The organism is Oryzibacillus soli (assembly GCF_051594765.1).
Lineage (GTDB): Bacteria > Bacillota > Bacilli > Paenibacillales > NBRC-103111 > Paenibacillus_AR.
This window is the reverse complement of record NZ_JBPPGJ010000004.1, coordinates 52598-76173: the sequence shown is the minus strand read 5'-3', so window position 1 is coordinate 76173 and position 23576 is coordinate 52598. Positions and strand designations below refer to the sequence as shown.

At 58.9% G+C, this 23576-nt stretch carries 20 protein-coding genes and 2 riboswitches; of the genes, 15 read left to right on the top strand and 5 right to left on the bottom strand.

Going from position 1 to position 23576, the window contains the following annotated elements:
* Positions 1 to 2 precede the first annotated feature (2 nt).
* The 6 genes from ACSEXW_RS06355 (at position 3) to ACSEXW_RS06330 (ending at position 6285) form a co-directional block, all read left to right on the top strand.
* A complete protein-coding gene (locus ACSEXW_RS06355) occupies positions 3 to 1178 on the top strand; it encodes a D-alanine--D-alanine ligase family protein (RefSeq protein WP_438445274.1) in 1176 nt (391 codons plus the stop codon).
* Between the two features lie 81 nt (positions 1179 to 1259).
* Positions 1260 to 1454: a hypothetical protein gene (locus ACSEXW_RS06350; protein WP_438445273.1), complete on the top strand. Its 195-nt coding sequence runs from the start codon at positions 1260 to 1262 to the stop codon at positions 1452 to 1454.
* 98 nt (positions 1455 to 1552) lie between these two features.
* The gene (locus ACSEXW_RS06345; RefSeq protein WP_438445272.1) at positions 1553 to 2011 is read left to right on the top strand and encodes a PilZ domain-containing protein; all 459 of its coding nucleotides are present in this window, start codon (positions 1553 to 1555) and stop codon (positions 2009 to 2011) included.
* 98 nt (positions 2012 to 2109) lie between these two features.
* The gene (gene glgP, locus ACSEXW_RS06340; RefSeq protein WP_438445271.1) at positions 2110 to 3729 is read left to right on the top strand and encodes an alpha-glucan family phosphorylase; all 1620 of its coding nucleotides are present in this window, start codon (positions 2110 to 2112) and stop codon (positions 3727 to 3729) included.
* A gap of 107 nt (positions 3730 to 3836) precedes the next feature.
* Entirely contained in the window at positions 3837 to 4649 is an 813-nt protein-coding gene (locus tag ACSEXW_RS06335) for a lipid II flippase Amj family protein (RefSeq protein ID WP_438445505.1), read from the top strand.
* Positions 4650 to 4801: 152 nt separating this feature from the next.
* Positions 4802 to 4886: riboswitch (cyclic di-GMP riboswitch) on the top strand.
* Positions 4887 to 4971: 85 nt separating this feature from the next.
* Positions 4972 to 6285 (top strand): glycosyl hydrolase family 18 protein, encoded by a 1314-nt coding sequence (locus ACSEXW_RS06330; RefSeq protein ID WP_438445270.1) that lies wholly within the window; start codon positions 4972 to 4974, stop codon positions 6283 to 6285.
* A 26-nt stretch (positions 6286 to 6311) separates the two neighbouring features.
* On the opposite strand, the gene ACSEXW_RS06325 is transcribed toward ACSEXW_RS06330, so the two are convergent.
* Together ACSEXW_RS06325 and ACSEXW_RS06320 are read right to left on the bottom strand one after the other, a co-directional pair.
* A complete protein-coding gene (locus tag ACSEXW_RS06325; RefSeq protein WP_438445269.1) occupies positions 6312 to 6485 on the bottom strand; it encodes a hypothetical protein in 174 nt (57 codons plus the stop codon).
* A gap of 197 nt (positions 6486 to 6682) precedes the next feature.
* Positions 6683 to 8140 (bottom strand): HD-GYP domain-containing protein, encoded by a 1458-nt coding sequence (locus ACSEXW_RS06320; RefSeq protein WP_438445268.1) that lies wholly within the window; start codon positions 8138 to 8140, stop codon positions 6683 to 6685.
* A gap of 175 nt (positions 8141 to 8315) precedes the next feature.
* On the opposite strand from ACSEXW_RS06320, the gene ACSEXW_RS06315 reads away from it, so the two are divergent.
* The 3 genes from ACSEXW_RS06315 to ACSEXW_RS06305 all read left to right on the top strand — a co-directional run bounded on the left by ACSEXW_RS06315 (position 8316) and on the right by ACSEXW_RS06305 (position 14885).
* On the top strand, positions 8316 to 8843 hold the full coding sequence (locus ACSEXW_RS06315; protein WP_438445267.1) for a DinB family protein: 528 nt from the start codon (positions 8316 to 8318) through the stop codon (positions 8841 to 8843).
* 267 nt (positions 8844 to 9110) lie between these two features.
* The gene (locus ACSEXW_RS06310) at positions 9111 to 13025 is read left to right on the top strand and encodes a glycosyl hydrolase family 28-related protein (protein ID WP_438445266.1); all 3915 of its coding nucleotides are present in this window, start codon (positions 9111 to 9113) and stop codon (positions 13023 to 13025) included.
* Between the two features lie 138 nt (positions 13026 to 13163).
* On the top strand, positions 13164 to 14885 hold the full coding sequence (locus ACSEXW_RS06305; RefSeq protein ID WP_438445265.1) for an ABC transporter ATP-binding protein: 1722 nt from the start codon (positions 13164 to 13166) through the stop codon (positions 14883 to 14885).
* 56 nt (positions 14886 to 14941) lie between these two features.
* On the opposite strand, the gene ACSEXW_RS06300 is transcribed toward ACSEXW_RS06305, so the two are convergent.
* A complete protein-coding gene (locus ACSEXW_RS06300) occupies positions 14942 to 16318 on the bottom strand; it encodes a dipeptidase (RefSeq protein WP_438445264.1) in 1377 nt (458 codons plus the stop codon).
* A gap of 272 nt (positions 16319 to 16590) precedes the next feature.
* Between ACSEXW_RS06300 and ACSEXW_RS06295 the strand changes: the two genes are divergently transcribed.
* From ACSEXW_RS06295 to ACSEXW_RS06285, 3 genes are all read left to right on the top strand, one after another.
* Positions 16591 to 17253, top strand: a complete 663-nt coding sequence (locus ACSEXW_RS06295; protein WP_438445504.1) for a phosphatase PAP2 family protein — start codon at positions 16591 to 16593, stop codon at positions 17251 to 17253.
* Between the two features lie 187 nt (positions 17254 to 17440).
* Positions 17441 to 17989 carry a WGxxGxxG family protein gene (locus ACSEXW_RS06290; RefSeq protein WP_438445263.1) on the top strand — a complete coding sequence of 183 codons (549 nt, stop codon included), beginning with the start codon at positions 17441 to 17443 and terminating at the stop codon, positions 17987 to 17989.
* A gap of 154 nt (positions 17990 to 18143) precedes the next feature.
* A riboswitch (purine riboswitch) is annotated at positions 18144 to 18241 on the top strand.
* A 59-nt stretch (positions 18242 to 18300) separates the two neighbouring features.
* Positions 18301 to 19731, top strand: coding sequence for an NAD(P)/FAD-dependent oxidoreductase (locus ACSEXW_RS06285; protein WP_438445262.1), 1431 nt, complete (start codon positions 18301 to 18303; stop codon positions 19729 to 19731).
* 79 nt (positions 19732 to 19810) lie between these two features.
* Here ACSEXW_RS06285 and ACSEXW_RS06280 read toward each other — a convergent pair whose 3' ends face one another.
* Positions 19811 to 20356 (bottom strand): P-loop nucleotide/nucleoside kinase family protein, encoded by a 546-nt coding sequence (locus ACSEXW_RS06280; protein ID WP_438445261.1) that lies wholly within the window; start codon positions 20354 to 20356, stop codon positions 19811 to 19813.
* Between the two features lie 333 nt (positions 20357 to 20689).
* On the opposite strand from ACSEXW_RS06280, the gene glpX reads away from it, so the two are divergent.
* The 3 genes from glpX (at position 20690) to ACSEXW_RS06265 (ending at position 23060) form a co-directional block, all read left to right on the top strand.
* Positions 20690 to 21718, top strand: a complete 1029-nt coding sequence (glpX, locus tag ACSEXW_RS06275) for a class II fructose-bisphosphatase (protein ID WP_438445260.1) — start codon at positions 20690 to 20692, stop codon at positions 21716 to 21718.
* A 72-nt stretch (positions 21719 to 21790) separates the two neighbouring features.
* On the top strand, positions 21791 to 22582 hold the full coding sequence (locus tag ACSEXW_RS06270) for a DeoR/GlpR family DNA-binding transcription regulator (RefSeq protein WP_438445259.1): 792 nt from the start codon (positions 21791 to 21793) through the stop codon (positions 22580 to 22582).
* Positions 22583 to 22592: 10 nt separating this feature from the next.
* The gene (locus ACSEXW_RS06265; RefSeq protein WP_438445258.1) at positions 22593 to 23060 is read left to right on the top strand and encodes an RpiB/LacA/LacB family sugar-phosphate isomerase; all 468 of its coding nucleotides are present in this window, start codon (positions 22593 to 22595) and stop codon (positions 23058 to 23060) included.
* A 151-nt stretch (positions 23061 to 23211) separates the two neighbouring features.
* Here ACSEXW_RS06265 and ACSEXW_RS06260 read toward each other — a convergent pair whose 3' ends face one another.
* The gene (locus ACSEXW_RS06260) at positions 23212 to 23574 is read right to left on the bottom strand and encodes a LysM peptidoglycan-binding domain-containing protein (RefSeq protein ID WP_438445257.1); all 363 of its coding nucleotides are present in this window, start codon (positions 23572 to 23574) and stop codon (positions 23212 to 23214) included.
* Positions 23575 to 23576 lie beyond the last annotated feature (2 nt).

Here is a 23576-nt window from a genome sequence, read left to right as displayed (position 1 = left end):
CGATGAAAACAAGAATCGGCGTATTATTCGGAGGGATGTCCGTAGAGCATGAGGTGGCGATCATATCCGGCCTGCAAGCTCTGCATGCCCTGGATACGAACCAGTACGACGGCGTCCCGATCTACATCACGAAGAAGGGCGAATGGTATACCGGCTCCGAGCTGACCTCCATCGACGCCTTCAAGGATACGGCCGCCGTGACCAAGATGGCCAAGAGAGTGGTTCTTCATACGGATGCCAACGGCCGCCATCTGCTGATCGATCCGAATCCGGGCTTGTTCAAGCCGAAGGTCATCGACGAAATCCACGTCGCCTTCCCCGTCACCCACGGCACCTTCGGTGAGGACGGCGCCCTTCAGGGGCTCCTCGAAATGAACAAGGTTCCTTATGTAGGCTGCGATGTGCTGTCCTCCGCCGTGGGGATGGATAAGGTGTCCGCCAAGACCATCCTGAAGGGTGCAGGCCTTCCCCAGACGGATTATCTGTGGTTCTATTCCAAAGCCTGGTCCGATGACCGGGAAGCCTGCGTGAAGCGTGTGGAATCCGAGCTGGGCTACCCCGTCATCGTCAAGCCGGCCAACCTGGGCTCCAGCGTCGGCGTTGAAAGAGCCGTGGACCGGACGGAGCTGGAGGACGCCATCGACCTGGTCGTCGGCTTCTCCCATAAGGTGCTCATCGAACGGATGGTCGACAATCTGAAGGAGGTCAACTGCTCGATCGTAGGCGACTATGAGGGCGCGGAGGCGTCCGTCGTCGAGGAAGTGGCCAAGACGGATGAAATCCTGAGCTATCAGGACAAATATATGAACCAGGGCGCCAAGGGCATGAGCGGCTCCGCCCGGATCATTCCGGCCAACCTCTCGGCGGAGACGACGGCCCAGGTGCAGGAGCTGGCCCGCCGAACCTTCCTGGAGCTGGGCTGCAGCGGAGTGTCCCGGATCGACTTCCTGATCGATACCGTGACGGGTGATGTGCACATTAACGAGATCAACACCATTCCGGGCTCCTTGTCCTTCTATTTGTGGGAACCGAGCGGCAAGAGCTTCACCCAGTTGACCACTCAGCTGATCCAGCTGGCCCTGAAGCGTGCGCGTGAGCGGGCGAGCCTGACGTTCTCCATCGACAGCAACCTGCTGTCCATGCACAGCAAGGGCGGCAAGCTGGGCTCGAAGGGCTAGCGAACTCGGTCCACTGCATATTTTATCCAGCGGGGGGCACTCTATTGCGGAACCGATCAATAGGGTAAAGGAGAGAGTGCGATGAACCGCGGCAATGAAGAAACGCTTGCAGGCCTGAAGCTGGAGTTCGAAACCTTTAACGCGGCAACGTCCGCCAGCGCCGGCATGACCCCGATGCAGTCCCAGACGGACATCATCCAGGAGGATCTGGCCGGCGATCTGGCCAATGCGGAGCGGCTGCCGGAAGGCGGGCATGACCCGAGCCGGATGGAATAGGCTATTGACGTGATGAACCCGCCGGTTGCTGCTCAAGCCGCAGAGCCGGCGGGTTTTCCATACCGGGACCATTACCGACAGATAGGAATGATCTCCTTATGCCCAATCGCGATAACCGGAGGGAATTCTACCGGCTGACCCTGCATGTTCCCTTATCGGCCCAGTTCAAGGTCATCGGCTACCGCAAAGAGAGTGTTAACAGCAACAGCACTTATATCTATATCGTCGATATCAGCGCCGGCGGCCTGCGGATGCACTCCAAGCTGAACCTGCCCGTTAATGAAGGGCTGCTGCTGGAATTCCGGTTCATCCTGTTCAACCGGGACCTGATCCTCTTGGGTTCCGTCGTGCGCAAGAAGCAGACAAGCAGTGACATCTTCGAGTATGGCGTCGAATTTTCCCTCGATGAGGACACCCGGGAGACCCTGCTCGCCAATATCCATATGCTGTCCATCCGCCTGAAGAATGCACGGGTGCTGACCAGCTGCAGCTTCATCTCCGACGAAGAGATGGAGCGGTTCTACGGCCCTGCGCTGCCGCCGGATTCCTCGGCGTAGCCCGCAGGGCTTTCACGCATAGCGGCCCCACTCCCCGCACATAATGGTATAGGATGGCAATACGGATGCCACCACCAGGAGAAGGGAGACGGGGAATCATGGCATTGCCGGCTGCGCTGCCGCGGGTGGCGTATTTTTGCATGGAGTACGGTCTGCATTCCGACTTTAAGCTCTATGCGGGAGGCTTGGGCATCTTGGCGGGGGATCACCTGAAGGGGGCGAAGGATCTGGACCTTCCCCTCATCGGGATCGGCCTGAAATGGAAGCAGGGCTACACGGACCAGCGGATCGATGAGAACGGGAGGCCGTACGACAGCTACCCGAATTATGTGTATGATTTCCTGGAGGATACGGGCGTCAAGGTGACGGTCACCATCCGCAAGGTGGACGTGGTGTGCAAGGTCTGGAAGACGGAGAAATTCGGCAACGCTACGCTATACCTGCTGGATACGGACGTGCCCGAGAACGGAGATGCCTGGATTACGGGACAGCTCTACGGCTGGTTCGGGGAAGAGCGGATCGCTCAGGAGATGGTGCTGGGGATCGGCGGCGTACGGGCGCTCCGGGCGTTGGAGGAGCGGGTGGAGGTGTACCACTTCAACGAGGGGCATGCGGCGCTGGCAGCCGTGGAGCTGATCAAGGAGAAGATGTGCGCCGGCTCCACCTTCGAGGAGGCTTGGAGAAACACCCGGGAAGAGGTCGTGTTTACGACCCATACGCCGGTTAAGGAAGGCAATGAGTCCCATCCGCTGGACCGGCTGGAGTATATGGGGGCCTATAACGGCTTGACCCGAAGCCAGATGGAGCGGATCGGAGGGGAGCCGTTCAACATGACGGTGGCCGGTCTCCGGCTGTCCCGGATCGCCAACGCGGTGGCCCAGCTCCACGGGGAGACGGCCCGCGGCATGTGGAAGACAGTGGCAGGCCGAGCGCCTATCATCGCCGTCACGAACGCCATTCATACTCCGACCTGGGTGGACCGGCGGATGACCAAGGCGTTCGAATCCGGGAGCGACCTGTGGGCGCCCCATATGGAGCTCAAGGAGGAGCTGCTCGCCTTCGTCGAGAAGCGGACCGGACGCAAGCTGGAGCCGGGCAAGCTCTTGATCGGCTTCTCCCGCCGGGCGGTGCCGTATAAGCGGAGCGATCTGATCTTCTCCAAGCCGGAGCTGATCGAGCCGTATCTGGAGAGCGGGAAGATTCAGATCATCTTCTCGGGCAAGGCCCATCCCTTGGACGATACGGGCAAGCGTATCGTCAGCGGCCTGGTCTCCATGATGAAGCGGTATCCGAAGGCCGTGGTGTTTCTGGAGAACTACGACATGACCATCGGGGCGGCTCTGACACGGGGCTGCGACATCTGGCTGAACAATCCCCGGCGCCCGCTGGAGGCCAGTGGGACCTCGGGGATGAAGGCGGCCATGAATGGAGTGCTGAACGTCTCGATTCTAGACGGCTGGTGGCCGGAGGCCTGCATTGACGGCGTCAACGGCTGGCAGATCGGCGGCGGCTTCGAGAGCAAGGATTACGAGGTGCTGGATGAGCATGACAGCCAGGCTCTGTACGAGGTGCTGCTGGGCAAGGTGGTGCCAACCTACTACGACAACCGGAGCAAGTGGGTGGAGATGATGGGGCAGAGCATCGCCACGACACGCGAGGCCTTCGCGTCCAAGCGGATGCTCGAGGAGTACTTCAGCCGCATGTATATCCGGCAATAACCGAAATAACGGCGCTTGGGAGCGGATGCTTCCGGGCGCTTTTTTTTGGGGCGGTACAAGCCTTCCAGATTGTGGTATAGTGTGGGGATATGCCTACTTGTACGGGAGTGAGTCCGTTGACCATCATCATCGCCGTCGCTTTCCTTCTGACCCTATTGATCCATTGTGTGGAGACGCTGTCGTACGCCATCCGGCTCGCGGGGGTCCGGACGGGCAAGCTGGCCGTGTCCTTATCCTTGACGGGAATCCTGCTGTTGGTCTCCCGAACCGCGAATATGGGCTTGACCCCCCTGCTTGGTGGAATCGCAGACCTCGCCAAGAAGGATCCCGCAGTGCCTGTGGCAGGAGCCTACCATGTGGTCCTCGCAGCATCCACGGTGGGAACGCTGGCGGGGATGACATTGTTCCCATCGTTCGTCCGGCTGTTCTCCCGGATGGTCATGCATCTGGAGACGGCTGGAACCCTGCCCAAGCTGTTGACAGGCGTCACCTTCGATCAGCTGCGCCACGCCAGATCCCACCTTCGCAAGCCGCGGGTATCCATGCTGAAGAGCCTGCGGTATCACGGCATTCCCAACCGGCTCCTCGTGATGAACGGCATTATTACAGGCATCTATACGGTGGGGGTGCTCTCCTCCATCTACGCCGGCTATCTGTTTCCGCAGAATAGTACGGCCGCCACCACCTCCTCCGGCTTGATTAACGGCGTCGCCACCATCCTGTTAACCGTGTTCGTCGATCCCCATCTGGCCCTCCTGACGGACCGGAGCCTGAATGACGAGTCTACACGGGCCGGCCTGTCCAAGATCTTCGGCATGTTCATGCTGACGAGGGCGGGCGGTACCGTTCTGGCCCAGGTGCTGCTTACCCCGGCGGCTTATTGGATCGGCTGGATATCGGGCATCTGGATTCCGGGTTGAATAAGGCTTACGGCACTTCATCGCCAGTGCCGCTAGTCCCGCTGCTTGAGGCGGGATTTTTGGCGTTGGGCAGGAGTTTTATATGAATCTTCCGGCCTATTACGGTCTTCTTCCAAAATCGGTAGAATAGAGATGCAAATGGTTTCTACATAATTCGACAAAGGCAAAACCGCCGAAAGGCGGCGACGCAAAGCTACAGGGGCTTCGACCGGCCGGTCAAGCCAGCCAGCTGCCGATAAACTTCCGCCTTGGAGGCTTATTCGGGAGAATAGGTCTATTTGCTTTCCTGCAACCTACCAACCCGCGAGAGGAAGAGGACCCGATGAGATCGAAATGGTTGCTGGCCCCCATGGCGGCCGTACTGACCGCAGCATTGGCAGGACCTTACATCACCGCCGATGCGGCCACGAAGAAGAAGCCGACACCAAGCCCAAGTCCCACTGTGAGCGCAACGCCGACTCCGACCGCGACGGCAGCGCCGACGCCAACCGTCACTCCAACGCCTTCTCCAACGGTGGCGCCGACGATAACGCCAACCGCAACGCCTACGCCGACGATTACCCCAACGCCGACAGCCACGGTCACTCCAACGCCTTCTCCAACCGCCACTGCAACGCCTGCACCGACGGCGACCCCTGCGCCTACACCTACTCCGGTGACCGCGCCTAATCCCGCCATTCTCGGATATTACGTCAAGTACTATTCGACGGATATGAACAGCTATAACAGCCTGTCCCAGTTCACGGCCAACTATATCAATCAGATCTCCACCGCCACATACAGCGTAACCTCCGCCGGGACCATTAGCGGCTCCACGCCGACGGAAGGCGTGCAGCTTGCGTTATCCAGCAACGACCAAGCCTTCGCCTGTCTTCAAAACACCTTGAACGGCGCCTTCAGCTCCAGCCTGGCTCACACGGTCATGACGGATTCGGCCGTTCGTTCCGCTTTTATCCAGAATACCTTGAATCTGCTGAGGACCTATGGTTATACCGAAGCCAACATGGACTTCGAGGATATGCCGGCTGCGGACCGCTCGGCTTACAACCTGTTAATCAGCGATATGGCCGCAGCTCTTCACAGCGCAGGCTATAAGCTGATCGTCTCTGTACCCGGAAAAACCAGTGATTCGCCTACGGCCGCCTGGAGCGGAACCTTCGAGTATGCCGCTTTGGGCCGGGCTGCGGACGCGATTCAGCTGATGACCTACGATCAGAACGGTCCTTGGGGGGCTCCCGGACCGGTTGCAGGCTTGCCGTGGGTGGAGAATGTGGTGAAATACGCCGTATCCCAGATTCCATCCTCCAAGGTGATGATCGGACTCCCGGCATACGGATACGATTGGAATACGACGACGAATACGGGGCATAAGGCGGTCATGTGGAAGAGCATTCCGAACCTGATCGCGACTACCGGAGCGGTTCCACAGTACGATTCGGTACAGCAATCGCCTTGGTTTACGTATACGGCAGCAGCGGACGGCAGCAAGCATACCGTCTGGTATGAGAACAGCACCTCCATCGCCGCCAAGAGCGCCTTGGTGAAGAAGTATGCCTTGGGCGGCGTCTCGGTCTGGAGGCTCGGCATGGAGGACGAGAACTTCTGGAAAGCCGTTCAAACCGGCATGGCTCCTTAACCAACCGGTTGATGGCCCTCCTGGTCCTATGGGCGGTTGTTCAGGCGGACGACCTCTGTGCGGAGCTCGTCGAGCAGAAGGTCCAGCTCATGGCGGAGGCGGTAGAGCCTGTTCCAATTCTCCCGCAAGGGATCGGTGAGCCTGCGGTTGCGCTTCATTTCGGCGGGGGCGGATACGGGTTTCTCCAATATGTTCATCATGGATGGATCTCTCCTTTATCGGATCTCGATGTAACCCATCTTACCGGACAAATGTTAATGACGAATGAGGGGAAACTCAAAATCCGCTGAAGAGTCTCTGAATATTCACTGAAAAGGGACGCAGGACCAATAGAAGAAGCCCTTCCGGCTATGCCGGAAGGGCTTCTTGGCATTCGTGCTGTATACCTGGATTCAGTTCATCCGCCGCTGGCCAGCTTCGCCGGCTTCACCGTCTCCGTCTGCATCCGGGAGGGCTCCAGATAGGCTTCCGGCTCCCGCCTGCACAACGCAGCCCAGGCTTCCACGCATACGGGATCGAACTGGGTGCCCGCTCCGGCTTCCAGGTGCTCCATAGCCGCTTCGTGGGTCCAAGCGACCCGGTAGGAGCGGGTGGAGGTAAGCGCATCGTAGACATCCGCCACCGCCGTGATCCGCGCCAGCAGGGGAATGGCGGAGCCCGCGATCCGGTCCGGGTAGCCGGCGCCGTCCCAACGTTCATGATGATGGCGGATTACATCCAGCTCCTCCTTCATGAAGCCGACGCGCTTGCACATTTCGTAGCCGACGACGGGGTGGGTCTCGATAATCGCCCGCTCCTCGGAGGTGAGCCGGCCGGGCTTGTTCAGAATGGCGTCCGGAATCTGAATCTTGCCCACATCGTGGACGACGGTGCCTTGAGCCAAGGCCCGAAGCTGCTCAGGGCTTAGATTCATCTCTTCTCCCAGCCGGAGGGCGTACATGGCGACCCGGAAGTTGTGTCCGGCCGTGTAGGTATCGCGGCTCTCCGTCGCCACGACCAGAGATTTGACGCTGGGGGAGATGCAGGCTTCGATCCGTTCCTTCGGATCCCGGGTGAAGAGCGCCTTGAAGATCTGGGCCGGACGGACCCCGGCGGCTGAGTGACGAAGGAAGCCGCCGATCATCACGATCATGGCGGCAAGCAGGACGTAGTGGTACAGCCACCAGCTCAGCCTCCAGATGCTTCCGGTGGCCATGATAATCTGGGCGACGGACAGCCAGCAGGCGCTGTATACGATGCTCATCTGAAGCGGCAGCCGCGCATACCGGAAGCCTTGAAGGTACCGGAAGATGACCAGACCGCAGAACAGGATGGTCATGCCGGTGGCGATCCACTTCAGCGGATTCTGGTTCAAGGGGAGGCTGTCGGCCATGTGGGGAAAGGCCATACTGGCGGCTCCCATGAGGACCAGGACCCAGAACCAGACGGGTACCAGCACGTTGATCCGGCTGCTCAAATGCCGGAGCAGGGGATTGTCCGTCGGAAGGGAGGACATCCACAGCCAGACTGCAGCGATCAGGACGCTGACCTGGGCGGAGACGGCCGGCATATGCGAGGGCTGCATGATGAAGCCCGGAGTCGACAGGCCGTGTACGGCGAAGATGCCGCCCATCGATAGGAACGACAGGGACAGGAAGACCAGCTTAATATTCCGGAGCCGCCTGGCGGATAAGCCGATGGTCAGAGCGATGCAGGCCGCCAGCACGGAGATGAAGCTTACGATATAGAAATGCCCTTCGGGATGGTCCAGAAGCGGGTCCCAGCTGGGGTTTATTTTGATGCCGAAGTACACCAGCAAAGGCAGCAGAATGGCGCAGGCCGGGCCGGCAAGGAAAGCAATGGAGCGTCGGTGCATGAAATCCTCCTCGATCTAGGCATGTTAGGTTCTATTATAATATAAGTTATAGGGATAGAGGTGTTTTTTTGTCGATACGAGATGAAAAAGTTGGTAACGCAGATTGGCTTGAGATAAGATGGAGGAAGCCGCCTAAGGACGGCGCTGTTCATATAAGGGAGAGAGGAGCATGAAGATGACAAGCTTACGACCGGTACCCGGCGATTATGGAGACTTTTTTGAAAAGTACGTCCGGCTCGTTCCCGAAGGGGATCTGATCGACATTCTGGAGCAGCAGCAGATGACGGTCACAGCCAAGCTGGCGGAATGGTCTGAAACGGCCAGCCTATACCGGTACGCACCCGGCAAATGGAGCGTGAAGGAGCTGGCGGGACATCTCGCGGATACGGAGCGTGTGATGGCCTATCGGTTACTCCGTGCAGCCAGAGGCGACCGTACCCCATTGCCGGGCTTCGATGAGAATCTGTTCATGGAGAATGGGTCCTTCGACCAACTGCCTTGGAGCTTCCTTCAGGAAGGGCTGGGACTGGTGAGACGCTCTACGATTCAGCTGCTCGGAACCTTGGACGAACCGGCTTGGTCGAGACGTGGTGTCGTGAACGGGCATGAGGTTACCCCGCTGGCTCTGGCCTGCATCATCATCGGACATGAAAGGCATCATCTTCATGTGCTGGAGGAGCGCTATTCGGAGGGAAAAGGATAGAGCGGTTCAGGAGGAAGACCTGCAGCGTCGAAGGACGCACGACAGGTCTTTTTTTAGTGTGGAATTTTTCTATATCCACTTTACTTTCCCGTGAAAGTTGATTAATATGAAAAGTGCCGGGGTAACTTTCACGTGAAAGCATTTTTTTTGTAAGCGCTTGCCAAATGATTATCTACATAAAGAACGGAGGTGGAGGACTCAACGCGATGCACCCTTGGCTAGGCGGACAGCCGAGCAGGCTGTAACAACAAAGGAGGAGATAAGGATATGCAATGGAACTCATTAACAAAGCGGCTTGGCATCTATGCTGCGGTGGCAGGGATACTCTCGGTCATGGCCCCTACCCCGTCGGCGCATGCTGCCGGAATCAACATCTGGATCGAAGCTGAAAGCGCCGTGCAGTTGAAGGCACCGATTCAAGCGGATACGGACGCCAATGCGTCCGGCGGGACGTACATCTGGGCGGTCAATGGCTCCGCTGAAGGGGGCTACGCGGATTATGCCGTGGAGGTGCCTGCGGACGGAGACTATATGTTCTGGGGAAGGACGCTGTTCCCCAACTCCAATGACGACTCCTTCTTCCTGTCCTTCGACGGCGGGGAGGATGCCTATTATTGGGGGTCCGCCGGAAGCTCCTGGCAGTGGCGGAAGCATCCGGGCACCGCGTTCACACTGACGGCGGGAACCCATACGCTCCGGATCAAGAAGCGGGAGGACGGCGCCAAGCTGGACAAATTCCTGCTGACCACAGATGCGTCCTATACGCCTTCGGGCTTGGGCGGAGGAGAGCGGAAGCCGTATCTGGGGGCACCCTTCACTTCGCCTGCCGTGATCGAGGCGGAGCATTATGATCTGGGCGGGGAGGGCGTCGCATACCATGACAACTCGACCAACAACGAGGGCGGCAATACGTTCCGGACTCAGGAAGGGGTGGACATCGGCACGGGGGCCTGGGGCTACCATCTGGGCTGGACCAAGGCCGGCGAGTGGACCGAATATACTCTGAATGCGGAGACGGCGGGCACCTATGCCCTTCAGGTCCGCTATGCCTCCAAGGTCAGCGGAGCGGCTCATGTCGAGATCGACGGAGTGAATGTGACCGGTAAGATCTCCACGAACACCGGGGACTGGACCAAGTGGACGTATACGCCGGAGAAGACCTTCCCGCTTACGGCAGGAAGCCATAAGCTGCGGCTCGTGATGGACACGGAATCAGGCGGCAACGTGGGCAACTTCGATCATTTCCTGTTCTATAAGACCCCCTTGTTCGATCCGTCGGATGACAAGACGCCGCCGCAGACCCCCTCGGACGTTACGGTCCGGACGGGGAACGGCCTAGCGGATGTGACCTGGTCCGGCAATACGGAGGCCGATCTGGCCGGGTATTACGTCTATCTGAACGGGGTGAAGCAGAATCTCTTCTATCAGAAGACCACTTCCTACACAGCCAAAAATCTGGCCTACGGCCAGCCGTACACCCTTCAGGTCACGGCCGTGGACAAGGCGGGGAACGAATCTGCCCTGTCCTCCGACGTGAAGTACGCCACCCTCCCGTATGTGGACGTCACCAAAGCTCCTTACTACGCCAAGGGGGACGGCCTGACGGACGATACGGCCGCCTTGCAGAAGGCCTTGTCCGAGAATACGGGCAAGAATGCGCTGGTGTATCTTCCGAACGGCACTTATCTCGTCAGCAATACGTTGACCTGGAGCAGCTACGTGAAGGAAGCCAAGCGGATGGTGGTGCAGGGTGAAAGCCGGGAAGGCACCGTCATCAAGCTGAAGGACCAGACTCCCTCCTTCATGGATCCGGCGGCTCCCAAAGCCGTGATCTCCCCCTATTCCGGACCCGGAGGGGTGGCCGGCAGCGCGAGCAATGACGAGATCAATTACCAGGCCTTCATGAATGCTCTGATCGATGTGACAGTGGATACCGGAGCCGGGAATCCGGGTGCCGTCGGCATCGAGTGGACCAACCACAACGAAGGCGGCATCCGTAACGTCACGATCCGTTCCGGCGATCCGTCCGGCACCGGCGTGGCGGGGATTGACCTCTCCAAGCCGTGGGAGGGCCCCGGACTCATCAAGAACGTGAGCATCGACGGCTTCGACGTCGGCATCAAGGGCCGGAACACCACCTACAGCATGGTGTTCGAGAATATTACGCTGCGCAATCAGAAGCTTGCCGGAATTGATAACAGCGCTTACATTATGAGCATCCGCGGGCTGACGAGCCATAATGCCGTGCCGGTGCTACACCAGCATGATTCCAACGACGGCATGATCACCCTGGTCGATGCCGTTCTCTCAGGGGGGGGCTCCGATACGGCCGCCTTGGTGAACGACGCGGGCCAGCTGTTCGTCCGCAACGTCCGGGCGGAAGGCTATTCCTCCGTTATCCGGGATAAGGGGGCAGAGGTGCCCGGCTTGACCGTGAAGGAATATGTGGCTGGCGGCGTCTATTCGTTGTTCCCTACTGCTCTGCAAAGCTTGAATCTGCCGATAGAGGACGCCCCGAAGCTGGGGTATTCCTCTCCGAAAGCCATTATGGAGCACGGCGCCAATGTAAAGGACTTCAAGCGTCCGGGCGATCCGGACGATACGCTGTCCATCCAGAGAGCAATCGACTCGGGAGCATCTATCGTGTACTTCCCGACCCGCAGCACTTATACCATCAGCGATACGATTCATATCCGGGGCAATGTGCAGCAGATCACCGCCTTCGAGAGCACGTTCGACGTGTCGAATGCAGCGGACTTCGCTGAGAAGCCGGTCTTCCGGTTCGAAGGCACCCAGCCTGCCGTTCTGCTGGAGCGCTTCGCGGCGCAGCGGGAGAACACCAACGTCCACTGGTGGATGGAGAATGCATCTTCCGGAACGGTTGCCTTCCGCAACATCTTCTTCACCGACGGCAAGACCTACCGTTCTACGGTACCGGGCGGCAAGGTCTTCGTCGAGAATGTAGCCGGAACGGGCTGGTTTTTCAACAACCAATCCGTTTGGGCCCGTCAGCTGAATCCGGAGAGCGGCACCACCAAGGTGACCAATGACGGGGGCAAGCTGTGGATTCTGGGCTTGAAGACGGAGAAGAAGGGGACCAACTTGGCGACCTACAATGGAGGCTTCTCCGAGGTGCTGGGCGGTCTGATGTATCCGGCGTCCGGGAACGGGGTTATGGACCAGCCGGCGTTCATCAATCACGAATCCTCCATGTCCATCATTGTCGGGGAGGAGAAGGGCACATCGGCAAGCCAGGGGCATTACCCCCTGTGGGTGACGGAAACCCGCAACGGGGAAACCCGGTCGCTGAAGGATACGGACCTTCCGGTCCGCATCGTCGGCACCATGATCCCCTTGTACGCAGGAATCCGGGACAACGAGCCTCCGGTGACCCAAGTCCGTCTGGAAGGAACGGAGAAGAGCGGCTGGTACGTGTCGGACGTATCGGCGGTGCTGGAGGCATCGGACAATAGCGGTGCTGCTGTCGGGACGTTCTACAGCACGGATGACGGTGCTTCCTGGAGCCTCTATGGCGAGCCTGTGGCGTTCACGCAGGACGGCCGCTACCGGCTGCAATACCGCTCCGAGGATCCGGCCGGCAACCGGGAGCAGGCCCGGTCCGCAGCCTTCGGCATCGACCGTACGGCACCGGCGGTGCGCATCATGGCCGACGGGACGCCCCTCACGGCCGGCAAGGTCTGGGGTGCGGAGGGGACCGTCACGCTAAGCGTCTATACGGAGGACGCCGATTCCGGAGTTGCGTCGGTTCTGACGCTGTTGGACGGCAAGCCTGCGGACCTGTCCAAGCCGCTGGCCCTATGGCAGCTGCCGGGAGTGCATACCTTGACTGTCCAATCGACGGATCAGGCGGGCAATACGGCTAACATCGCAGTGAACTTACGGGTAGCCGTTACGGTGGATTCCGTGAAGGCCTTGATCGACCGGCTGTCCGCCTCCGGACAGATGGGCAAGGCGGTGGCCCTGATCCTGAAGCAGCAGCTGGATCAGATCGCCCGGTTCTTGGAACGGGGAGACGTTCAGAAGGCGCTGCAGGAGATTCTGAAGCTGGCCGGTCGATTGGCGGAGCACCATCCTTCCCCGAACGCCGCGCCCTTGACCATGTCGGAGGATGCATCGCGCCTGTTGAAGGCATACATGGACCAGCTGGGCCAACGTGAATAGATGCACAAGCAGCACCCGATGAGCGGCTGAAGCCGCCTCTTCGGGTGCTTTTGTATATAGCCTTATTCTCCCTTGACCGTCATCGCCGGGGTCGTTTAGGATGGGAAATAGGATTGGGATGGGAGGGTACTGAACCGAATGCTGCGCCGTTTCTTCGAATACTACAAACCCCATAAGCGTCTCTTCCTCCTGGACTTTTCCTGTGCGGTAGTGGCGGCGCTCTTGGAGCTGGGCTTTCCGTTAGCCGTACAATGGGTGGTGGACTCCCTGCTTCCGGAGGGGGATTGGCCCACGATCGCCGCTGCAGGAGCGGGGCTTCTGGCCTTGTACCTGGTCAGCATGGGCCTGCATTTTATCGTCAACTATTGGGGTCACAAGCTGGGCATCAACATCGAGACGGATATGCGGCAGCGGCTCTACGAGCATGTCCAGAAGCTGGGCTTCCGCTTCTTCGATAACACGAAGACGGGGCACATTATGTCCCGGCTCACCAACGATCTATTCGAGATCGGGGAGCTGGCCCATCACGGTCCCGAGGACCTGTTCATCGCCCTCATGACCTTCGCGGGGGCCTTCGGCATCATGCTGACGGTGAATATCGAGCTGGCCCTCATCACCTTCATCGCCATTCCGCTCCTGGTGGTCTTAATCGTGGTCTGCAACCGTCTCCTGAACCGGGCGGCCGACCAGATGTTCAGCAAGATAGCGGACGTGAACGCAAGGGTGGAGGACAGCATCTCGGGCGTCCGGGTCGTTCAATCCTTCACGAACGAAGCCTACGAGGTGGAGCGCTTCCGGGAGATGAACGTCTTGTTCCGGCTGGCGAAGCTGCGCTCATACCTGGTCATCTCGTTCAGCTCCTCGGGCATCTACATGCTGACCCGGCTCATCTCCCTGATCGTCCTCATCTGCGGAGCCTGGTTCGCTTACCAGGGCGACCTTACGTACGGGGAGCTGGTGGGCTTCCTCTTATACGTCAACATTTTCCTGAAGCCCATCGACCGGATCAACGCGCTGATGGAGGGCTACCCCAAGGGCATGGCCGGGTTCAAAAGACTGTGCCAGCTCCTCGACACGGAGCCGGATGTGCAGGATGAGCCGGATGCCGTAGAGGCAGGACGCCTGCAGGGGCATATCGAGTTCCGCGATGTTACCTTCGGCTACGAGGATCATGCCAAGGTGCTGTCGAACATCCGCCTTCACATCCGGGCGGGGGAGACGGTGGCGCTGGTGGGGCCTTCCGGTGCCGGCAAATCCACCCTGTGCAGCCTGATTCCCCGGTTCTACGAGGTGGATGCGGGGTGCATCACCATCGACGGTATGGACATCCGGCGAATGACCCGGAAGAGCCTGCGCTCCCAGATCGGCATCGTGCAGCAGGACGTCTTCCTCTTCAACGGAACCATCCGGGAAAATATCGCCTACGGCCGCCTCGGCGCCGCGGACCGGGAGATCATCGATGCGGCCCGGCGGGCGCATCTGTGGCCGATGATCGAGGCGCTGCCCGAAGGCCTCGACACGTTCATCGGCGAGCGGGGACTGAAGCTGTCCGGCGGGCAGCGGCAGCGGCTGGCCATCGCGCGGATGTTCCTGAAGAACCCGCCGATCCTCATTCTGGACGAAGCCACCTCCGCCTTGGACACGGAGACGGAGTCCATCATCCAGGTGGCGCTGGAGGAGCTGGCGGTGAACCGCACCACCCTCATCATCGCCCACCGGCTGGCCACCATCCGCCACGCGGACCGAATTCTGGTCGTGACGGAGGAGGGCATCGCCGAGGATGGCACCCACGAGCGGCTTCTGGCCGACGATGGGATCTATGCCCGCCTTCACCGGGCCCAGTTCGGGGTGTCCGTCTAAACAACCGGACAGCACAAAAAACGGGAGGCCGCTATGCCTCCCGTTTCGTATTGCTGCTATTGCTGCGAGCCGCCGATTTCCTGCCAGAACCGGCACAGGGTCGCCGTCCCGCGGTCAAAGTTCTCCAGCTGGAAATATTCGTTCGGCGCATGCATGTTCTCCTCCGGCAGCCCGAAATCCAGCATGACCACCGGTGCATTCAGCACCCGCGCGAACACCTCGATGACCGGGATGGAACCGCCGCTGCGGATGTACACCGGTTTCTTGCCGAAGCCCGCTTCGTAGGCCACCGCCGCCGCCCGGATATAGGGATGCTGCGGAGAAATATAGAAGGGCTTGCCGCGGTGGGACTGCTTCATGCTGACCGTAACGCCTGCAGGGGTGTGGGCTTCCACATGCTTCTTCACCTTGGCGAAGATATCGTCCGGGTCCTGGTCGTCCACCAGCCGGCAGGAGAGCTTGACGCCGGCCGCAGCGGGCACGATGGGCTTCAGGCCTTCCCCCTGATACCCGCCGTAGATGCCGTTGATCTCCAGAGTCGGCCGGGCGCTGGTGCGCTCCAGGAAGGTGTAGCCCTCCTCGCCGGCCAGCTCCGCCACCTGCAGCTCCTTGCGGGTGTCCTCCTCGCTGAAGGGGATCTCACGGAAGGCCTGATGGTCCGCCTCCGTCAACTCATGGACGCCTTCATAGAAGCCCTCCACCAAGATTCGGTCCTGCTCATCCTTCATGGAGCCGAGGATCTTGACCAGCGCGGTTGCCGGATTGGCCACGCCGCCGCCGTACAGACCGGAATGAAGGTCGGACTTCGGTCCCTTGAGCTCCAGCTCGAAGCCGCTTAAGCCCCGGAGACCGTAGCAGATGGAGGGCTGGTCCTTGCTGACCATAGGACCGTCGGAGATGGCGATCAGGTCCGCCTGCAGCAGCTCCGCGTGGCTGTTGACGAAGGCCGGCAGATTGGGGCTGGCGATCTCCTCTTCCCCCTCGATGCAGAACTTGACGTTGACCGGCAGGGAGCCCAAGGTCTTGAGATAAGCCTCCACCGTGGCAACCTGGGTGTAGAGCTGAGCTTTGTCGTCGGTGGCGCCGCGGCCGAACAGCTTCCCGTCCCGGACCACCGGCTCGAAGGGAGGAGTCTCCCACTGCTCCAGCGGATCGGCAGGCTGCACGTCATAGTGGCCGTAGATCAAGGCAGTCGGCTTGCCGGGCGCATGCAGCCAATCCGCATACACCACGGGATTCCCGTCGGTCTCCAGGATCTGCACATGCTCCAATCCGGCCTGCTCCAGCCGTTCCGACAACCAAACGGCCGCCTTCCGCATATCATTCTTATGTAAGGAGCTGGCGCTGACGCTGGGGATCCGGATGAATGCCTTCAATTCCTCCACATAGCGTTCCCGCTCTTGGTTGAGATAAGCGATTATGGCTTCAGACATGGGACTCTCTCCTTTATGGGATGTTCTGGATGCTATTGTACCATATCCGGAGAAGGGATGCCGGATGGCGGTCCCCAAATTCTTAAGAGTTCTTAAATTTGTCCCAAAAGCCGTTTTGCCGAATTCATGGCAAAAAACAGGAATATCCTCTGAAAACAGGCACTTTTAAGGATTTATTAACGCTAATTGGCCATGGCGGAATAGGATTCATTTTGATATAGTGTGAGATGTTCATGTTAATGTCATGTAAAAAAGGAGAATGCCCCGTGACGATGCGCATCACTCAGACCATCCGCAAGCTCCTGCCCTTGAGCTGGCTCTTGGCGGTTATGGCGTGCAGCTGGGTCTACGGCCTGACCAACGGAGTCAGCCGTCCTCTTCATACGATGGAGCTGTGGCTCGACCGGATGATCCCGTTTAACGAATACTTCATTATCCCTTATATCATATGGGGACCTTGCATATTCCTGTCCTTTATCATTTTCTTCTTCCGGAACCGGGATGCCTATTACCGGATGATCGTCAGCTCGGTAATCGGGCACATCTTCTGCTATGCCTTCTATATGACGTACCAGACCCATGTGCCGCGGCCGTTCATTACGGACGATACCATCTTCCTGCGGCTCGTCAATTACATCTATTCGAACGACCAGCCGGTGAATTGTTTCCCCAGCATTCACGTCCTGACTACCTACCTGATGATGCGGGCCTTCCATTGGGAGAAGCTCCACAAGGCCGTCGCCTGGATTCCACAGTTCATCGGGATCTCCATTATTCTCTCCACTGTGTTCGTCAAGCAGCACGTGGTGATCGATGTGGCCGGAGGAATAATCCTGGGAGAGGCAATGCTGCTCCTGGTCTACCACCCGGCGTTCCGCCGCCAGGTGTTCGCCGGAAGAAGGCAGCCTGCCGGAAGCAGGGAATTGTCGGCTTAACCTCCATACGAAGTACACCGCAACGGAGCCCCGGATGGGCTCCGTTTTCTTTATTCGGCCTGGTGGGCGAGCCCCCGTTATTTCCTATGGATAGGGGCCATCGAAGAAGGAAAAACAATATAGGGTCAGGCATGCACACGGCCTGAACTTGCTTTTCCACATCCCACAAGTCGAAAGGAGATTGTCCATGAAGAAGAAGGCTACGACGCTTGCAGCTGCACTGACGTTATCCGCCATGCTTGCCGTTCCCGCTTTCGCAGAAACCTCCGGCACGATGGGTACTTCCGGAACGACAGGCACCTACGGCACGACGGGTACCTCCGGTACGACAGGCACATACGGTACCACAGGGACGGGCGGAACCTCCACTTACGGGGCTTATGAGAACAGCGGTCTGGGTACTGGGACTACCGGCACCAGTACCGGCATGGGCACCAGCACCAGCACAGGTGCGGGGACAACGGATGCATACGGAACCGGTACGACAGGCACAGGGACCTCGGGCACTGGCACCGGCACTTATGGAGCGGGGACCAACACTTACGGCACTTACGGCACGACAGGCTACAACGGCTACGGCACCACCTCTTCCACCGGTACCGGCACAGGGGACTATGGAACGCTGGCCACTACGGATAATGGTACCGACTGGGGCTGGCTGGGACTTCTGGGTCTCGTCGGTCTGGCCGGCCTGATGGGCCGCAACCGCGAACGCGACCGGATGAACATCAAATAACAAGCTCATAAAGGAGAAGCCCGGCAGCCCGGAGAGGGAAGCCGGGCTTTTCATTTTGCGCCAAAAGACGAACATTCCACATGAATATTCGGAAATACAACTTTTGGTGATGGAAAAAGACGAACATTGTTATTGACAATACACGGAATGATTGTGTATGATCATGAAGGATGTTCGTATAACCCCTTAATAAGGTCGGGGGTCTCTACCGGGAACCGTAAATTCCCGTCTACGAAGGGTTCATTACTCATACCCTCGGAGACGGGGATTTTTTGTTGCGTGCAAAATGAACAATGTGGAGGGAACAGACGTTGAAACCGTATGATCTGATTGTCGTTGGAGCCGGCCCCGCCGGTATCTTCGCCTGCTATGAGATGGTTCTGAAGAAGCCGGAGGCGCGTGTTCTGCTGGTCGACAAGGGGAATGACATCTATAAGCGGCGCTGCCCCATTCTGGAGGAGAAGATCAAGCTGTGTCCCCCTGCCGCGGGGAAGAAGGATTTTGCTGGATGCCTGCCGGCTTGCTCCATCACCAGCGGCTTCGGCGGCGCGGGTGCCTACAGTGACGGCAAATTCAACATCACAACGGAATTCGGCGGCTGGCTGACGGACTACCTGTCTCCCTCCCGGGTACTGGATCTGATCCAGTATGTGGATGAGCTGAACCTGAAGCACGGGGCCACGCCGTTACTGACCGATCCTACGACGGAGGCGGTCCGGAGCATCGAGCAGCGGGGGTACGCGGCCGGATTGAAGCTCTTGAGGGCTCAGGTACGACACTTGGGGACGGAGCAGAATCTGAAGATTCTCGCTTCGATCTATGAGTATCTGCGGAGCCGCATCGAGATGATGTACCATACGGAGGTTCTGGATATCGTGACCGAAAAGGACGGCGGCGTCCTGCGGGTCACCGGCATCCAGCTGAAGGACGGCGCGATTCATTCCGCGCCTTACGTCATGATCGCGCCGGGCCGGGACGGCTCCGCGTGGCTCGCTTCGATCCTGAAGAAACGGAAGCTGAAGATGTACAATAACCAGGTGGACGTAGGGGTCCGGGTCGAAACCTCGGACGTGGTCATGAGGGAGATCAACGAGCACTTATACGAAGGCAAATTCATCTTCAACACCTCGGTCGGCACCCGGGTCCGCACCTTCTGCAGCAACCCTTCGGGCCACGTGGTGGTGGAGAACCATAGCGGTGTCATGGCGGCCAACGGCCACTCCTACAAGGATCCGGCGCTAGGCTCCCAGAACACGAACTTTGCCCTGCTGGTCTCTCACAAATTCACGGAGCCGTTCGATAAGCCCAATGAATATGCCAGAGAAATCTGCAAGCGGGCCAACGATTTGTCCAACGGCGGCGTAATCGTGCAGAAGTACGGGGATATCCGCAAGGGCCGCCGCTCCACCGTGGAGCGGATCCGCGAAGGCTTCCTTGAACCGACGTTGAAGGAGGCTGTGCCGGGGGACCTGGGCTTGGTCCTTCCGTACAACACCATGAAGAGCCTGGTGGAGATGATCGAGGCGCTGGACAAGGTAACTCCCGGCATCGCTGCCGAGCACACCCTGTTCTACGGGGTGGAGGCCAAGTTCTACTCGGCGCGTCCCAAGCTGACCGAAGCGCTGGAGACCGAGATCTCCGGCCTGTTCTGCGGCGGAGACGGGGCGGGCATTACCCGCGGCCTGGCCCAGGCCGGCGCGGCAGGCGTATGGATCGCCCGGAACGTGGTCGGGCGGATGTAAGTGTCAGAGCGGCCGGCTTCGATAGCCGCAGCGTTTAACCTTCCGGCAGGAATGCCGGAAGGTTATTTTTTTGATAGGGCTATGTTAATAAAGAGGATTTTCTTTCAATCACAGCTAGAATGGTTGAAACACTTTGTTCGGTGGATTGGTTGGTTGTGTCCATAATATGGGATTCATAGGGACCCAAATGGTTGAATTGCTCCCACATTTTCTCTACCAATTCTGTGTTGGCGTCTTTATCCAATTTGGAACGGTTGATAGCTCGGTTCATGGTTTCTTCTTTAGTCGCTCTTAAGATAATGTAATGGACTTCATAATGATCCTGTACGGCTTTTTGCCAAGGCTCTAAGAACCAGGGACCGACAATGCCATCTATAATCACATCGAACCCGCCACGTGCAAACCGTTTTGCAGCTTCCAAAAAGGCTTCCATAACAATGACGTTCTGTTCTTGTGATTCCGGTAAAAATGGAGGAATGGCCCCCTTACGAATATAGCCGTAGAAATCATCCGTGTGCATATGTACCGACTTTGAGAAATGAGACTTTTTAGCAACAAGGGAGGCCGTTGTACTTTTCCCAGTCCCTGGCGAGCCGGTTATAATTATCATTCTGCCTTGATTCATACATACTCTCCTTCGATGAGAATTCTCCTATTCCTTACTAACGTATGGCGTCTTCCTTGATATTACCCTAAATGCTTATCGAAGAGCAGTCTATCCTTCCTACGATGTACCCCTCTGTAGATGCGGCGGGGATGCCGGATGTTCATAGGAATGAAGGCCGCTCGTGGCCTTCGATCGCAGGACTGCTATAAAGACATCCGTAAACACGAAAAAATCAACAAAACAACACAAAAGTGAAAATAAAACGAAAATAAACGAAAACATATTGATAATCGACCGATTGTATATGATACTGTATTTATCGAATATGAAATCAAACGGGAGTGGTTAAGCGTGAAGGATTGGTCTCCGATTCCGAATTGTTATGATCCGATGAAGCTGTTGGGCCTGGAGCTTGTAGAGGTATGCGAGGCGGCGGCGGTTGCATCGGCCCGTTGGATCGGGCGCGGCAACAAGCTGGAAGCGGACGGAGCGGCTACGGCCGCCATGCGGATGCTGCTGAACCGGCTGCCGATGAAGGGGACCGTGGTGATCGGCGAAGGGGAGCTGGACGAAGCCCCGATGCTGTACATCGGCGAAGAGCTGGGTACCGGAACCGGGCCATCGGTGGACATTGCGGTGGACCCGCTGGAGGGAACCAGCCTGGTGGCCGACGGACGGGAGAATGCCATCTCGGTTATTGCCATGGCTCCTAAGGGGACCCTCCTTCACGCTCCCGACATGTATATGGAGAAGATCGCCGTCGGTCCCGAAGCCCGCGGCTGCATCGATTTGAATCGCAGCGTTCTGGAGAACGCCATGGCAGTGGCTGCCGCTCTTCGCAAGCCGCTGGAAGACATGACGGTGGCGATTCAGAAGCGGGAGCGCCACGATGCCGCTGTCGCCGCGCTGCGGGAAGCCGGCATCAAAGTAATGACCTTCCAGGAGGGGGATGTGTCTGCAGCGGTAGCGCCTTCCATTCCCGGCTCCGAGGTGGACCTGTTCTACGGCATCGGCGGCGCGCCGGAGGGCGTGGTATCGGCGGTGGCCGTCCGTTGCCTGGGCGGAGATATGCAGGCCAGGCTTCTGCCGCGGGACCGCGTGGAGGCAGACCGCTGCCGCCGGATGGGCCTGGAGGATTACCGCCGCATCCTGCTGCTGGACGATCTGGTGAAGTCCGACGATTGTGTCTTCGCTGCCACGGGCATTACCGACAGTCCCATGCTGCAGGGCGCCCGCAAGCAGGGCGACCAGTGGCTGACCCATTCCATTCTGGCCCTGGGACGCAAGAAGCAGATGTATGTCTTGAAGAACCTGAAGGCGCAGGAAGCGGATGCGGGCGAAGAGGCACCCAAGGCCGTCCGCGAGCCGGCCTATGTTTGATGGACGGCGGTTTTCGTGATATGGTGGAGGATGGAATCTTCCAATCATGACGGAATGCACAGGTGAAGCGAATTGTCCAAAAATATGATGGCCGACGAACGCCGATCGCTATTAATTGAATATTTAACCAAGCACCAGCGCGCTACGGTGAAGGAGCTCTCCGTGGAACTGCAGGTCTCGGAGGCAACCCTTCGGACCGATCTGAACCTGCTGGAGGAGGAAGGCATTCTCCGCCGGATCCATGGCGGAGCCGTCCTTACTGGACAGCCCGTGCCTACGGGCTCCTCCTTCAGCTTCTCGTCGCGGGAGAAGCTCAACATCCGGGAGAAGGCTGCCATCGGCCTGAAGGCCATGGACTATCTTCAGGAGGGCCAGTGCATCTTCATCGACGCCAGCACCACCGCTCTGGAGCTGGCCAAGAGTCTGAAGCGGACCCAGATCAAGCTGACTGTGGTCACCAGCGGGATCTATACGGCTCTGGAGCTGAAGGACAACCCCTATCTGCACGTGATCCTGATCGGCGGCGTGCTCCGCATGGGCTCCGGCGCCGTGGAAGGGCTATTGGGAGGCGAGCTGCTGGAGAAGATCCGGGCCGACATTCTGTTCACCTCTCCCGCCGGATTCAAGCCGGAGAGCGGGCTGATGGATTTTAACATCTACGAGGTGGATCTGAAGCGCCGGATGGTGGAATCGGCCAGCCGGGTCGTGGCTCTGGTGGACAGCACCAAGTTCGGCGTCGGCTCCATTGCCAGCTATGCCGCCACCGACCGGGTGCATGACGTCATTACGGACACGGGGGCTCCCGAGGACATTCTCCGGGAATTGAGAGAACGCGGCATCCGTGTCTGCACGGTTGACCGATGAGGGACAGGGTATGAGAATCGGACTAGGCAGCGATCATTTGGGATATGGACTGAAGGAAGAGCTCCGGGTGTATCTGACGGAGCGGGGATACGAGGTTGTAGATTTCGGCTGCACCGGCACGGACCCGGTGGATTATCCGGATATCGCCTTCCGAGTGGCGGACGGCATCCTGGAGGGGCAATATCCGAGGGCCGTGCTGGTTTGCGGCACGGGCAACGGGATGACCATCGCCGCCAACAAAGTATGCGGGATCCGGGCGGCTCTCTGTCACGATCCCGTCTCGGCGGAGCGGGCGGGGAAGAGCAACGACGCTCACATTCTGACTATGGGCGCGTTGATCATCGAGCCGGAGCGGGCCAAGCAGGTGCTGGACGTCTGGCTGGCGTCCGAGTTCCAGGGCGGTCCTTCCGCCCGCAAGATCGGCAAGATCGCCGAACGTGACGAGAGGCGGCAGGAACGACGGCAGCAGCCTGAATGATTGTAGGATCTGTGAACCCAAGGGAGGGTAGCCCTTGGGTTTTTTGGGCTGGATTGGGGCCGGCGGACATGGCAATCCTTTCTATAGAACTGCAATGGAATAGAGGCCGCCGGGAGGGGAATCCTCCACGGCGGCCTCTTCATGCCCGAGCTTACCGCTCTTCAAGCCTCTGTACGCGGCGCTCCAGACGGTCCACCCGGTTGTCAAGCTGACGCAGCTGACGCTCCTGCTCCCGGTTGGTCCGCTCCAGCTCCCGAACCTCTCGTTCCAGCCGGTTCAGACGCTGATCGAAGTTGCCGACCGGAGGAACCGGCGGGAATGGCGGGAACGGAGACACCGGGGGAACCGGAGGTCTCGGAGGCAAGGCGGCGCCGGTGGGCACCGTTATGATCTGACCGGTTATGAGAGTCCCGGCTTGAAGACCGGGGTTGGCGGCGACAAGAGCCTGCATGGAGATGCCGAAGCGATTGGCGATGGAGAACAAGGTGTCTCCGGGCTGAACGATATAAGTCATGA

Excerpts from the sequence above, each read along its gene's own strand:
- ACSEXW_RS06320 (WP_438445268.1), bottom strand. The coding sequence starts at position 8,140 with ATGCACCGACGCTCCATTGCTTTCCTTGCCGGCCCGGCCTGCGCCATT.
- ACSEXW_RS06260 (WP_438445257.1), bottom strand. The coding sequence starts at position 23,574 with ATGACTTATATCGTTCAGCCCGGAGACACCTTGTTCTCCATCGCCAAT.
- ACSEXW_RS06330 (WP_438445270.1), top strand. The coding sequence starts at position 4,972 with ATGAGATCGAAATGGTTGCTGGCCCCCATGGCGGCCGTACTGACCGCA.
- ACSEXW_RS06325 (WP_438445269.1), bottom strand. The coding sequence starts at position 6,485 with ATGATGAACATATTGGAGAAACCCGTATCCGCCCCCGCCGAAATGAAG.
- glgP (WP_438445271.1), top strand. The coding sequence starts at position 2,110 with ATGGCATTGCCGGCTGCGCTGCCGCGGGTGGCGTATTTTTGCATGGAG.
- ACSEXW_RS06345 (WP_438445272.1), top strand. The coding sequence starts at position 1,553 with ATGCCCAATCGCGATAACCGGAGGGAATTCTACCGGCTGACCCTGCAT.
- ACSEXW_RS06315 (WP_438445267.1), top strand. The coding sequence starts at position 8,316 with ATGACAAGCTTACGACCGGTACCCGGCGATTATGGAGACTTTTTTGAA.
- ACSEXW_RS06290 (WP_438445263.1), top strand. The coding sequence starts at position 17,441 with ATGAAGAAGAAGGCTACGACGCTTGCAGCTGCACTGACGTTATCCGCC.
- ACSEXW_RS06300 (WP_438445264.1), bottom strand. The coding sequence starts at position 16,318 with ATGTCTGAAGCCATAATCGCTTATCTCAACCAAGAGCGGGAACGCTAT.
- ACSEXW_RS06355 (WP_438445274.1), top strand. The coding sequence starts at position 3 with ATGAAAACAAGAATCGGCGTATTATTCGGAGGGATGTCCGTAGAGCAT.
- ACSEXW_RS06310 (WP_438445266.1), top strand. The coding sequence starts at position 9,111 with ATGCAATGGAACTCATTAACAAAGCGGCTTGGCATCTATGCTGCGGTG.
- ACSEXW_RS06295 (WP_438445504.1), top strand. The coding sequence starts at position 16,591 with ATGCGCATCACTCAGACCATCCGCAAGCTCCTGCCCTTGAGCTGGCTC.
- ACSEXW_RS06265 (WP_438445258.1), top strand. The coding sequence starts at position 22,593 with ATGAGAATCGGACTAGGCAGCGATCATTTGGGATATGGACTGAAGGAA.
- ACSEXW_RS06350 (WP_438445273.1), top strand. The coding sequence starts at position 1,260 with ATGAACCGCGGCAATGAAGAAACGCTTGCAGGCCTGAAGCTGGAGTTC.
- ACSEXW_RS06280 (WP_438445261.1), bottom strand. The coding sequence starts at position 20,356 with ATGAATCAAGGCAGAATGATAATTATAACCGGCTCGCCAGGGACTGGG.
- ACSEXW_RS06305 (WP_438445265.1), top strand. The coding sequence starts at position 13,164 with ATGCTGCGCCGTTTCTTCGAATACTACAAACCCCATAAGCGTCTCTTC.